Source organism: Chthonomonas sp. (genome assembly GCF_035294165.1).
Classification (GTDB): domain Bacteria; phylum Armatimonadota; class Chthonomonadetes; order Chthonomonadales; family Chthonomonadaceae; genus Chthonomonas.
In genome coordinates this window covers 1-12,841 of sequence record NZ_DATGLN010000239.1, presented here as the reverse complement: position 1 = coordinate 12,841, position 12,841 = coordinate 1, and the positions used below count along the sequence as shown (strand labels likewise).

Below are 12,841 nucleotides of genomic sequence, written 5' to 3'. Positions count from 1 at the left end.
TTTTAGATACGCAAGCAGGGAAATGCGGGGCGACGGCGAATAGTATCAAAAAAACACCCGTTCGGAGAAGAACTTATGTCCCTAGCAAAAAGAACGTTGGGCCGTACCGGTCTACAGGTTACGGTGTTGGGCTATGGCGCCATGGAGATACGCGGACCTCGCATCTGGGGTGGGCGCCCCGTGACCGAACAGCAGGCCGAAACCATCTTAAATGCCGTCCTCGATGCGGGCATCAACTTTATTGATACCGCAAACGACTACGGCCGCAGTGAGGAGTTCATAGGCAAATACCTCTCGAAACGGCGCAGCGAGTTCTACATCGCCACCAAGTGCGGCTGTAAAGTGACCTATCGCGATGAGAACACAGACGATACGCCCCACGAGTGGACCCGTGAAAACCTGTTTCGAGGCCTACATGAAAGCCTTCAACGCCTTAAGACCGACTATATAGACATTATGCAACTGCATAACCCCACCGTGGAGCAGTGCCAACAGGGCGACCTTGTCAACGTTTTAAAAGAGATGCAACAGCAGGGCAAGGTACGATGGATCGGTTGCTCCTCCACGTTGCCGCACATTCGCACCTACATCGAGTGGGGCGTTTTCGATGTTTTTCAGATTCCCTACTCGGCTTTAGAGCGCGCCCATGAGAATGTCATTACGGAGGCTGCACAAAAGGGGGCCGGCATCATCGATCGGGGTGGTGTGGCGCGCGGAGAGCCGGGCGCCGGTTTGGGCAACCCCGACCGATGGAAAATCTTCGAGGCCGCCAAACTCGACGAGCTGCGCGCGGAGGGCGAATCGCGAACGGCCTTTCTGCTTCGGTTTCTGCTGGCGCACCCGCACATCCACACCACCATCGTCGGAACCCTCAACCCAGACCATCTGCGAGAAAATGTGGCCATTGCGGAAAAAGGCCCTCTGCCGCCCGATGTCTACGAGGAGGCCAAACGGCGCCTCGACGCCGTGGGCGAGCGGCCCCAGTAGCCGCAGGAGGGAAGAGCGATGACAAACGATGCTGCGCCCCTGTTTAACGCGCTTCAATGGCAAACCCTTTGTGCGCTGGCCGATACGGTCATTCCTGCCGACGACTACCCAAGCGCCACCGAGGCCGGCGTCGATCGCTACCTCATAAGAATCTTCTCCACCGATCTCAGGGGGCAACTGACCACCTATCGGCTCTGCCTCGATCTGCTGAATGAGGAGGTCGAGTTGCTTCATGGGGCCTCCTTCCCCAACCTTTCAGCCGAACAACGCGAGGATGTCCTCACGCGCCTCGAAAGGGGCCAGCACGCTCTCACCTGGCCCCTGCACCCCGGCCATTTCCTTCAGCGCCTCTATCACCTCGTGGCCGAAGGCTACTACAGCGACCCCGGCAACGGCGGCAACCGCGACGCCATCTCCTGGAAAATGATCGGATTTGAGGTAACAGCCTAGTTCGCCCAACCACTTGGAAGGAATCGTTCAAAGCATCCCCCCGCGTGCGGGGGGATGAGAGGGGGGCTTTGGCATCGGCTTTCTGCAGCCCCATCCCTTCCCATCAGAACGGGTGGGAAGGGAAACTTAAGATTTCTCGCCTTCGGCTCGAAATGACAGGTGTTTGTCTCACGAGAAATGACAGGCGTATCATCGGCTCTTCAAGCACCACTCCCCCGCCCCTATAGGGAGAGGGCCTGGCCGCTGCATTGCTGTCCGCGAGGACGGAAAGGAAGGGATAGGGGGCTACCCATAGTGCAACCGAAAACGAAATGGTTCCCTCTACGGGTATTATAAAGCCGTTCGGTAAGAGATTTTCTTCGCAACGAGAAGAGAGAACCCATGATGCGCTCCTCTGTTCGGCTTTTTCGAGCCATCGCCTGGCTCGCGTTCGCCTTAGGGCTGGCCGGGTGTAGAAATCCCGCTGCCGCCCCGCACCCATCGGAGGCCACCAACGGCTCCTCCCCCTCTCCATCCGCACATTACACGCTCAACCTGCCGGAGCCGCCCGAACCGGCCGTCGCCGTTCCCTCCGGCCCCGCCAAACGCCCCTATCGCATCGCGGTTAGCCTGCTTACCCGCGACGACGACTTCTACATTACCCTTGAAAAAGGCCTCCGCGAAGAGGCGGCGAAAGAGGGCGTGCAACTGACGGTGGAATCGGGCGATAAAGACCTGAATAAACAGATCAACCAGGTGCAGAACTTCGTGGCCCAAAAGTACGATGCCATTATCCTCTGCCCGGTGGATAGCCAGGGCGTGATCTCCGCGGTAGCCCTCGCCAACAACGCGCATATCCCCGTCTTCACCGCCGACATTACCAGCAACGGCGGCAAGATCGTCTCCTACATCGCCTCCGATAACGTGCAGGGCGGGAGGCTTGTTGGAGAGTACGCCGCAAAGGACCTGCTGCACGGAAAAGGGGAGGTGGCCATTCTCGATCTCTCTACGGTTACTTCGGTTCAAGACCGGGTAAGAGGTTTTAAACAGGCCATCGCCCAGTATCCGGGAATCAAGATCGTGGCCGACCAGGATGTTCCCGGCGCCAAACGCGAAAACGCGCTGCCCGTGGCCACCGATGTCCTCACGGCACATCCACACATCAATCTGATCTTCGGCATCAACGATCCGGTGGCTCTTGGCGCCCTTTCTGCGCTGCAACAGCTTAACAACAAAACGGTGATGGTGGTGGGTTTTGATGCCGGCCCGGAAGCGCAAAACTACATCGCCTCTGGCAGCCAACTGAAGGCCGAAGCCATACAGTACCCGCACCTCATCGGTAAAACCGCCATAGATGCGGTTGTGAAAGTGCTTAACGGGGGAACGGTGCCCCCCAAAATCGCCATCCCTACGGGCCTTGTAACCCAAGCCAGCTTCACCAAAAAATAGGCCATCGCCATGCAGCCCATCTCTGTACCTAAGTCGCGTGAAGAGCAGAGGCCTTCCTCTCTTACCTGGAAGCTCGCCTTTTTTGGAGTGAACCCCGGCGTTATGCTGGGCTTTGTGCTGCTGGTTATTGCCCTTTGGGCCACAACGCCCAGCTTTCGCCAGGTTTCTACCCTTCAAAACCTATTACAGCAGGTCTCCCTCAACGTCATCATCTCGGTGGGCATGACGTTTGTCATCATCACGGCGGGCATAGACCTCTCTGTTGGCTCTGTGCAGGGGTTGGTGGGCACCGTTACCGCTTTGGTGCTTATGGCCCCGCCCCTCGTCGCCCGCTTCGGCAGCGGGGTGATGGTGCTGGCCGTTTTGGCCGGAACCGTTGCCGGCATCCTCATCGGGCTTCTTAACGGCCTCCTCGTCGCCTTCCTCAACATCCAGCCCTTTATCGCCACACTGGCCACCATGTGGATATTGCGAGGCCTGGCCGAAGTGCTTACCAACGGCTCCCCCGTTGGCACGGCCATGCCCGGCACCCCGCTCGCCTCTTTGCGCAACAACATCCTGGAACATCAGTTCACCATGCTCGGCATGGGCTATGTAGGCCCGCTTCCCCTTTCCGCTTTGGTCGCGCTGATTACGGTTGTCATCGGCCACATCATCCTCAGCAAAACCCGCTTTGGACGCCAGGTCTATGCGCTCGGCGGCAACCCGGAGGCCACCCGGCTCTCCGGCATCAACGTGAAACGAATCCTGCTGATCGTCTACCTGCTATCGGGACTTCTATCCGGCATTGCGGCCATCTTACTGATGTCCAAACTGGTAAGCGGTCAACCCACTGCCGGTTCGGGCTTTGAGCTTTACAGCATTGCGGCGGTGGTGTTGGGCGGCACCAGCTTGTTTGGCGGGCAAGGCTCCGTTATTGGAAGCGTCATCGGGGCGCTCATCATCGGCATCATCGGCATGGGCCTCGACCTGCATGGCGTTAGCTCCTTCTGGCAACAGGTCGTTATGGGGGTTCTCATCCTGCTGGCGGTGCTTCTTGACCAGGTTACCCGCAAAACGTCGTATCGCTAATCGGTCTTTAAGGAGGTGGGGCTTATGGGGCTGAGCATTGGGGTTGTGGGCTTAGGCAGCTTTGGCAGCCTATTTGCCGAACTTTTTTGCTGCCATCCGGCGGTTTCGCGGATAGCCCTCTGCGATCGCGAACCCGATCGCATCGCCCGTCTTGCCGAACAGCCACTTTTTCAAAAGAAGTTTCGTCCGGAGGATGGGTTCACAAGCCTTGAGGCGCTTTGTAACAGCGACGTAGACGCCGTTGCGATCTTCACACAGCACTGGCTTCACGCTCCGCAGGCTATTTTCGCTATGGAGCGGGGGAAGCACGTCTACAGTGCCGTGCCGCTCATCTCCATCCCCTACGGCGATGAGATATTGGAGTGGTGCGAACGTCTTATCGCCACCTGTCGGCGAACGGGCATGAGCTACATGCTTGGAGAGACCACCTACTTTCATCCGGGCGCAATGTTCTGCAGGCGTCAGGCGGCAATGGGAGCGTTCGGCGCGTTTATCTATGCGGAAGGCGAATATCTTCACAGCTTCGATAGCCTCGGCTGCGATCTTCGGGTGGTTATGGCCCATCGTTTGGCAAGCCAGGCCGGCAAGGAGTGGCAGGAGCAGTTAGAGAAATATCGCCAACAAGGCGCCCAAGATAGCCCGATGCACTATCCCACACACTCCACCTCCGGCCCCATCTGCGTGATGCGCGCTCATGCCGTTAAAGTAAGCGCTTGGGGCACGCCATCTACCGATCCCTACTTCCAAGAGGGACTAACCCCTTTCAGCAACGTAACCGCCCTGTTTAAAATGAGCAACGGTGCCACCATGCGCATCTGCGAGCACCGTCACTGCAGCATTTTACGAGAGACCTTTCGCATTTACGGCACCGATGGCTCCTATGAAAACGGCGTTTGGGTTACAAAAGAGCGGGCGCAGCCTCTCACGGCGGAGGAGATGCGCGATCCCCTGCCCCCAGAAGTCTGGAACGCCTACGTGTCGGGATGTTCCGTGCCCGAGGCCTATTTAGGCCATGAGGGTTCCCATGGCTACTTGGTACACGAGTTTGTATCGGCTTTAGAGGAGGGACGCCGCCCTGCCATCCATGCTTGGGAGGCGGTGCGCTATACCGTCCCAGGCGTAATGGCCCACAAATCCGCCTTACGCGATGGCGAGGTGCTCACCGTGCCCGACTGGGGCGATCCGCCTTAGGCTTCGCAGGTTGTTGTGCAGCCCCACTCCTACAAGCCCCCACCCCCCGCCCCTCAAGGCCGACGCCCTCCCCCTCCCCCTAATCAGGGAGAGGGGCACCTCGCGGTGGGCGTCCTAGCGGACGGCACCTCAGCGGCCAGAAGGGTTGTCTTAATCGCCTATTTTACTGGCCGCTGCATCGCCGTCTGCTTCTACAGCCCCCACCCCCACTCCCCTCCCCCAATTTGGGAGAGGGGAGACCAGTAAGGTCATCGGCGGTTTCCTTTGATAGGCTGTTTGTTGGAAACTAACCACAATCGCCCCCTTTCTCCCGAATCGGGGGAAAGGCCGGGATAGGGGGCGAGCAAGATAAGCTTGCTTGGTAATCGGTACGAGAACCCAATCGCTTCGGGAACCTGCTTCCCCTTACCTACCGTAGTCCAAAAAGGACGTGGTACAATAGTGAGTATGGAAGATAGCGTGCAAAAAGTAGCAACCGCTCCGCTAAGGGAGCAAGTTCAACCCGAAGCCCATCCGGTACGTGCCTTACGACCGGTCTATTTTTATCTTATTGTCTCCATTGTATTTTTTAGCGATCAGCTCAGTAAGCATTGGGTTCAGACGCATCTTATTCCCGAAGGCCCCTCACGCCCCATTTTCGGCAGTGCGTTTCTGCTGACCCTTACCCATAACACCGGCGGTGCCTGGGGCCTGTTGCCACGTGGCAACCCGCTCTTCATCGTTTTTGCCATCGTGGCGGCCATTACCTTGCTCTATGCTTACCATCGCATGCTCCATGTCGATCTGCTGGTGGGCACCTCCTTCGCGCTCGCGCTGGGTGGCGCGCTGGGTAACCTCACCGATCGCCTGAGCCTAGGCTATGTGGTGGACTTCTTCGATGTGCGCATCATCCAATGGCCCATCTTCAACATCGCCGATTCGGCCATCACATTAGGCATTACCCTACTGATAATCCATTTCTTTGTGTCGCTTTGGAACGAGAAGGCCCATCCCCATACTCCTCCTGCTGTCGAACCGGCAGAAGCCCCTTGCTCCGAACCGATGCAGACCGAGTAGACTCCATGCACCCGATTCTGTTTCATATTGGCCATTACGCAGTTCACTCCTATGGCGTGCTGATTATGCTGGGGGTGCTGCTGGCGACGCGTTACGCCATGCGCCTATGTGACTACCGCATGCGCGTTTGCCCCGTTGGCTCTCCACGCCGAATTCACCCGGATGTCATATTCGATGTCGCCTTTTTCGGCGTGATCTTCTCCATCATTGGGGCCCGTCTGGTGTTCGTTTTGCTTGATTGGGGCGACTATGCCGCGCATCCACTGGATATATTTCGCATCTGGATGGGTGGCCTTTCCATTCATGGGGCGATGCTGTTTGCCATACTCACCCTGCTTTGGATATGTCGAAGTCGCAAGCTCTCATTCTATGCCGTGGCCGACATCGGGGCCACGGCCTGGCCATTGGGCTACGCCATCGGGCGCATCGGCTGCTTGCTGAACGGATGCTGCTATGGCGCACCCACCTCCCTGCCTTGGGGCATTCGCTTTGCCGATGAAGACCATCCCGGCCAGCTTACCCCGCCAAGCCACCCTATTCAGCTCTATGCAACCATTCTCAATCTGGGGTTCTTTTGGTGGCTCACCCGCTGGCAAAAGCGCCCGCGTCGTGATGGAGAGCTGTTCTGGGCCTACATCGCCATGTATGGTGCCTACCGGTTTGCCGTGGAGTTCCTTCGTGCCGGCGCCACATCCACCTATCGCATCCCATCGTTGCACATTACCGATACCCACATCGTAAGCATCTTTATGGTTCTTATCGGGTTATGGGGTGTGTTCTCCCTGCGACGCCGACGCCCGGCCTACAGCGATACCGAGCTGCCCCCCGATGTCGCCACAGTACCTTCGCATGCAGACTTTCCTGCAGAAGGCGATGGCGCCGACCTAAGGGAGCCGGTGGCCGCCGCATCGCAGTCGGAAACATCTCCTTCTCTGGTCAATACTTCCGTAAAGGAGAAGCCTTCATGAGCCGCAAAGTCGTTGGAATGACCTGTGGAACAATGGAGGCGTCTGGGACATCGGGCCTCCGTCATGTTCTTAATGATGCCTATGTTCGCGCCATCAAAGAGGCCGGCGGCATTCCGGTAGTGCTTCCCAGCCTTTGCACCCCTTCGGAAGAAACATGGAGGGGCTATCTCGACATCATAGATGGGCTGTTGCTAACAGGTGGGGCCGATATTGACCCTGCCTATTACGGGCAAGCCCCCCATGAAAAGCTTGGCGAAGTGCAACCTATGCGCGACGCCACCGAGATTCCGCTCGTTCGGAAGGCCATAGAACGGAACCTACCCATCTTCGGCATCTGTCGCGGCATTCAGGTTCTGAATGTGGCCTTGGGAGGCACACTGTATCAAGACCTGCCGAGCGAATTTCCCTCTGAAATTCATCATCGGCAGACCGATTTGGGCTACACACGTAGCGATTTCTGCCACTCTATAACCATCGAGCCGGGTAGCCGCCTTGCTTCCATTGTGGGCTGCACGGAGATGCAGGTAAACTCGCTGCACCATCAGGCGGTGCGCGACGTGGCGCCTGGCCTAAAGGTGGTGGCCCGCGCACCCGATGGCGTCATCGAGGGGCTTGAATCGGAGCGGCACCGCTTCGTCCTGGCCGTGCAGTTCCACCCGGAAGAGACTGCTGCCGCACACGACCCACGTTCCAAACGCCTGTTTGAAGCCTTTCTCGCCGCATTGTAAGGGGCTTTAAAGGCAATCTCACGGTTCTAGAGGCAATTCACAAAGCAAGCCTCTCTTGTCCGCCCCTATCCCATCCTTTCGTCTTGCAGACGGCGCAGCAGCGGCCAGTAAAATAGGCGATTAAGACAACCCTTCTGGCCGCTGAGGTGCCGTCCGCTAGGACGCCCACCGCGAGGTGCCCCTCTCCCAAATTGGGGGGAGGGGCGGGGAGTGGGGCTTGAAGAGCGGGGAGGTGGGGGCTTGTAGAGGTGAGGCTGCCAATCTCACGGTTCTAGAGGCAGTTTGTAAAACAAGCCTATCTTGCTCGCCCCCTATCCCGGCCTTTCCCCCGATTCGGGAGAAAGGAGGCGGGTGTGGCTAGTTCCCGAAGGGAAGCTAACCAAAGAAAACTGCCAATGGGCTTGCTGTTCTCCCTCCCCCTGTAGGGGGAGGGTAGGGGTGGGGCTGTAGGGGGTACCCTTGAGGGAAACTGTGCTGGCCGCAAAGGCGCCGTCCGCGAGGACGCCCATCAGCCCCTCTCCCGAATGGGAGAGGGGCTGATGGGCCTACATAGAAAAGACAGTACAAGGTAAGGTCAACAGGCTATATCATTGTGGCTGCTGCTGTTGGGCGAGGGCCACATCGTCCAGCGTGTTCGGGTTGAAGTAGAAGGGTTTGCCCAACAGGCTTTGCCACTGCGCACGTTGTTCGGGGGTGAGAACGGCGAACGCCTTGTTACCGTATTCGGTGCGTGCCTTATACATCTTGGCTTCGGCTTGCCTGGCCCGATCGGGCAGTGTGGCCATGATCAGCTGTAACTGAGCCGGGTCAAAACGCGGCGGCCCTTGAGGCCCTGGGGCAGGCTGTTGCCCAGGCACAGCTTGGTTGGCCTCTGCCGTATTTGTATTCGTGTTTTCGGGTTGGAAGAGGCCCATCAGCGTTCGCCGCTGCAGTTGTCGGAAATCGTTGGCGATCTTTTTAATGGCCGTGCGTTGGTCAGGCGTAAGGTTCAGCTTATCGGCCACCTTGTCGTCCGACAGCGCCATCGCAGTTCTCCATTGGAGGTCGAGCTGATGCAGGCGGTTCTTCTGCCAGTCGTTCAAAACGGCCTCAAGCTTCGCATCCTCCTGATCGGTTATTTTGGCTATCGTGGTCTCCATCTGCTGCCCCTGCTGTTGGAAGAAGGTTCGTCGCTCTTCTGGGGTCATGTCACGAAGGTTCTGCCGATTCTGTTCGATGTTTTGCCGCCATGCATCGGCTACCTGGGTGAACGTATCGCGCTGAGCACCTATGATGAGCTGGTTCAACTGGTTCTGTTGATCGCCGCTCAGCAGCAGCTCATGGCGCACGTCGTCACGTCGCAATAGTAGGGCCTCATTGGAACGTGTGGGGTCGAGGAAAAGCGGCCCTTGCTGCGGCAGCCGGCTCATCACATTTTGAAACAGTGCAAAGCCCGCTTGAGCTTGCGGCCCGAAGTTGCGACCCTGAAAGTTTCCTCTTTGTCTGCCATAGCCCTGGTTGGGGTAGCCTTGGAAGTAGTAGTTTGGATAGTTGTAGTAGCCTCCGAAAGGCATAGACCACGGCAAGAAGAAACCCGTAGTCGGCGTCCAATAGCCGTTGAAAGGCGCCGGTGTGTAGACATAGGAATTTTTATTTCCATTGGGCGGCGGTATGATCTTTTGCGCCTTCACCCCGGGCATACCAAAAGCGAGCCCGATTCCTAGGAGGGTAGTGGTAAGTAGGCACTCCGCTCTTTTCATTTCGTCTCTCCCTCCGCAGCTTATAGCGCTTCTAGGCTAGAAGATGCGTTTCTACTTTATTAGACGACTCGGATGCGAAAAAGTTTTCGGTAATTGCATGGCCTCCATTCAGGGATAGAAAAAAGCGCTCTGCGCTTCCTCTTCCTCATCGCGGAAGGAGTTGCCGATCTCACGGTTCTAGAGGCAGTTAACAAAGCAAGTCTGCCTTGCTCGCTCCCTATCCCTTCCTTTCCGTCTTGCAGACGGCAATGCAGCGGTCTTGCAGACGGCGATGCAGCGGCCAGCGAGATAGGCGATGAAGGAAACGACACCGGCCGCTGAGGTGCCGTCCGCTAGGACGCCCACCGCGAGGTGCCCCTCTCCCAAATTGGGGGAGGGGAGTGGGGGTGGGGGCTTGTAGGGATGGGGCTGCCAATCTCGCGGCTCTAGAGGCAGCTAACCAAGCAAGCCTCCCTTGCTCGCCCCCTATCCCGGCCTTTCCCCCGATTCGGGAGAAAGGGGGCGATTGTGGTTAGTTTCCGAAGGGAAGGTTATCACAGGAAACTGCTAGTAAGCTTATTAGTCTCCCCTCTCCCCGATGGGGAGAGGGTTAGGGTGAGGGGCTGTAGAAGCAGACGGCGATGCAGCGGCCAGCGAGATAGGCGGTGAAGGAAACGACACAGGCCGCTGAGGTGCCGTCCGCTAGGACGCCCACCGCGAGGTGCCCCTCTCCCCAATGGGGGGAGGGGCGGGGGGTGGGGGTTGGACGGCGCGTTTGCACCTGGTTGGCTCGGCGTGCTTGTGAGGTATCCTATTCCCAGTGTGTTTGCAGTGGGGAGGTCGAGGAATGCTAGAGGCGATACATCGAGCCGTGCAGGAGCAGATCGAAAGGGTGTTGCCGGAGGTAATCCGGCTGCGCCATCATCTCCATCAAAACCCTGAGCTGAGCTATCAAGAAAAAGAGACCTCCCGGTTGGTTGCTCAAACGCTGCGGCGCCTCCCTTTGGATGAAGTGCGCGAGGGGGTGGGTGGTTTGGGGGTGATAGGCTCTTTAAGGGGCACCGCCGAAGAGGCGGCCAACGGCCCAACCTTTGCACTTCGAGCCGATATGGATGCCCTGCCCATTCAAGAAGAGAACATGGTGCCCTATCGCTCTTGTCGCGATGGGGTGATGCACGCCTGCGGTCATGATGGCCATACGGCCACTCTTTTAGGCACGGCGATGGTGCTTTCCGCTCTGCGCCCCCTACTGCGCGGAACCGTCCGATTTATCTTTCAGCCGGCGGAGGAGGTCGCCGGCGGAGCCGAGAGAATGTGTGCCGATGGCGCGATGGAGGGGGTAGATGCGATCGCCGCCCTCCACGGCTGGCCTGGGCTGGAGGTAGGGCAGATAGGGGTGCGCTCCGGCCCCATGATGGCCTCCGCCGATACCTTCGATATCGTGATAGAGGGGCAAGGCGCTCACGCGGCCATGCCGCATAGTGCCGTTGACCCCATCGTTATAGGAGCACAGGTCACCCTGGCGCTGCAAACGTTGGCTTCGCGCGAGATCAACCCCATTGAACCGGTGGTGGTGACCGTCGCCCAGTTTCATGCAGGCACTGCCTATAACGTCATTCCCGGCAAAGCCACGCTGAAAGGAACCGTGCGCTGCCTCAACCCAGACCTTCGTAAAACGATGCCGGAGCGCATCGAGCGCCTTGTGGCCGGCATATGTCGTGCCTTGCGGGCCAACTATCATTTCAACTACGATTTCGGCACACCGGTTACCAACAACCACCCGGCCATCGTGGGTTTAATGGAAGAGGTCGGGCAGGAGCTGCTAGGCCCGCAAAACGTCATCCCTCTCGAGGCGCCCTCTATGGGAGCGGAAGATTTCGCCATCTATCTGCAGCACGCTCCCGGTGCCATGTTTCGCCTTGGGGTGGGAAAGCAGGTCACTCCCCTGCACACCCCCACCTACGATTTCGGCGATGCCCCCTTGCCCTATGGCATCGGCATGTTCTGCCACCTCGCTATTCGCTATCTCCAAAATGCGCCCATCGGTGCTTAAGGACTATCGTTAGGCAATGACTTTAGAACGTCTTCTCGATCTCACAGAGTGCCCACCACCGCTCGATCAGCTTTATGTGCATGTCGCCTTTCCCCCGCCGCCAGACCATCGTCCTTATGTCTACCTAAACATAGCCTCTACACTCGACGGCAAGATCGTGGTTGGAAAGCCTCACGGCCCGGCGAAGGGGGTCGGAGGGCCAACCGATCAGTTGCTTTTTCGGCGCCTACAACGCACGGCCGATGCCGTTATCATCGGCAGTGGCACCCTGCGGGCCGGCCCCGTCATCTATCCTCCGGAACTTCCACGCTATGTGGTTACACGTACCGGCGATCTCCCCCTCGAAAATCGCTTCTTTGAGACCGCACCGGAGCAAACCTTTGTAATCGCCCCTCGAAGCCTGCCTTCCGCTGTGCAAGCCCACCTGCGGTCGGTGGCTACGCTGCTGCTGTGTGGGGAGGAGGAGGTGCGTTTTGCAGAGGCCTTTCGGCATATGCGGCAGGAACAGAACGTTCGCTATCTGCTTTGTGAGGGCGGTGGCCTGTTGAACGATGCGCTCCTACGTGAAGGTTTGGTGGACGAGCTGTTTCTCACCCTCGCGCCAAAGCTGAAAGGCGGGGAGCATCTTCCAACACCGGTCGGCGGTGTGGGCTTTCCGCCCGATTGCTATCTCCGTGCTCACCTGCTTTCTCTGTATAGGGATGGGGATGAGCTTTACCTGCGTTATCGGCTAGAGCACACGCCTGTCTCCTGGCAAACGGAAGGCGCCTAGGGCTTACGTGCCGCTGCGACCTAGCTCACAAGTTCTAGCCCTCCCCTAAGGCCTGTTGAAACAGGGCACGCAGATCGTGATGATGAAACTCTTGGACGTTTGTCTGGCCGGTTGAATGCTGCGTTTTTTCCACACGGAGGTGGAAGGGCGGAGATAGCTCCAAAGGCGGGAAGGACGCTCTCTTTTTAGAAAGACGCTCGACAACACGGCGCGACTGCTCTTCGATGGCCTGAAGCACTTCCGCGCGAGGGCGAAGGATGGCGCCTTCTTCGCTGGTAGCCTCCTTAACGACCACCGTGTGGCAGGGCAGTAGAGCACGGGCTTCTTCTGCCGTGCGATCATCTCCGCTCACAAGCGCCACAGGCACACCCCATAGGCCGGCGATGGCTGCATCAATGGCGATCTCACCAATCTCGTGG

At 58.3% G+C, this 12,841-nt stretch carries 12 protein-coding genes; 10 read left to right on the top strand and 2 right to left on the bottom strand.

Annotation, left to right across the window (positions count from 1 at the left end; all coding sequences use genetic code 11):
- The first annotated feature begins 75 nt into the window (after positions 1-75).
- The 8 genes from VKV29_RS13410 (at position 76) to VKV29_RS13375 (ending at position 7,879) form a co-directional block, all read left to right on the top strand.
- On the top strand, positions 76-987 hold the full coding sequence (locus tag VKV29_RS13410; RefSeq protein ID WP_324201820.1) for an aldo/keto reductase: 912 nt from the start codon (positions 76-78) through the stop codon (positions 985-987).
- Positions 988-1,005: 18 nt separating this feature from the next.
- On the top strand, positions 1,006-1,437 hold the full coding sequence (locus VKV29_RS13405) for a gluconate 2-dehydrogenase subunit 3 family protein (RefSeq protein WP_324201819.1): 432 nt from the start codon (positions 1,006-1,008) through the stop codon (positions 1,435-1,437).
- Between the two features lie 381 nt (positions 1,438-1,818).
- Positions 1,819-2,865, top strand: a complete 1,047-nt coding sequence (locus tag VKV29_RS13400) for a substrate-binding domain-containing protein (protein ID WP_324201818.1) — start codon at positions 1,819-1,821, stop codon at positions 2,863-2,865.
- Positions 2,866-2,874: 9 nt separating this feature from the next.
- On the top strand, positions 2,875-3,936 hold the full coding sequence (locus tag VKV29_RS13395) for an ABC transporter permease (protein WP_324201817.1): 1,062 nt from the start codon (positions 2,875-2,877) through the stop codon (positions 3,934-3,936).
- Between the two features lie 24 nt (positions 3,937-3,960).
- Positions 3,961-5,127 carry a Gfo/Idh/MocA family protein gene (locus tag VKV29_RS13390; RefSeq protein ID WP_324201816.1) on the top strand — a complete coding sequence of 389 codons (1,167 nt, stop codon included), beginning with the start codon at positions 3,961-3,963 and terminating at the stop codon, positions 5,125-5,127.
- A 459-nt stretch (positions 5,128-5,586) separates the two neighbouring features.
- Positions 5,587-6,183: a signal peptidase II gene (gene lspA / locus VKV29_RS13385; RefSeq protein ID WP_324201815.1), complete on the top strand. Its 597-nt coding sequence runs from the start codon at positions 5,587-5,589 to the stop codon at positions 6,181-6,183.
- Positions 6,184-6,188: 5 nt separating this feature from the next.
- A complete protein-coding gene (gene lgt, locus VKV29_RS13380; protein ID WP_324201814.1) occupies positions 6,189-7,151 on the top strand; it encodes a prolipoprotein diacylglyceryl transferase in 963 nt (320 codons plus the stop codon).
- Positions 7,148-7,879 carry a gamma-glutamyl-gamma-aminobutyrate hydrolase family protein gene (locus tag VKV29_RS13375; protein ID WP_324201813.1) on the top strand — a complete coding sequence of 244 codons (732 nt, stop codon included), beginning with the start codon at positions 7,148-7,150 and terminating at the stop codon, positions 7,877-7,879. The genes lgt and VKV29_RS13375 overlap by 4 nt, the downstream gene beginning before the upstream one ends.
- A 587-nt stretch (positions 7,880-8,466) precedes the next feature.
- Here VKV29_RS13375 and VKV29_RS13370 read toward each other — a convergent pair.
- Entirely contained in the window at positions 8,467-9,618 is a 1,152-nt protein-coding gene (locus tag VKV29_RS13370; RefSeq protein WP_324201812.1) for a Spy/CpxP family protein refolding chaperone, read from the bottom strand.
- 826 nt (positions 9,619-10,444) lie between these two features.
- Here VKV29_RS13370 and VKV29_RS13365 point away from each other — a divergent pair.
- Together VKV29_RS13365 and VKV29_RS13360 are read left to right on the top strand one after the other, a co-directional pair.
- A complete protein-coding gene (locus tag VKV29_RS13365; RefSeq protein WP_324201811.1) occupies positions 10,445-11,650 on the top strand; it encodes an amidohydrolase in 1,206 nt (401 codons plus the stop codon).
- Positions 11,651-11,666: 16 nt separating this feature from the next.
- Positions 11,667-12,422 carry a RibD family protein gene (locus tag VKV29_RS13360; protein ID WP_324201810.1) on the top strand — a complete coding sequence of 252 codons (756 nt, stop codon included), beginning with the start codon at positions 11,667-11,669 and terminating at the stop codon, positions 12,420-12,422.
- 34 nt (positions 12,423-12,456) lie between these two features.
- On the opposite strand, the gene VKV29_RS13355 is transcribed toward VKV29_RS13360, so the two are convergent.
- Positions 12,457-12,841 (bottom strand): M55 family metallopeptidase (locus VKV29_RS13355; RefSeq protein WP_324201809.1); only part of this gene is annotated, 385 nt, incomplete at its 5' end.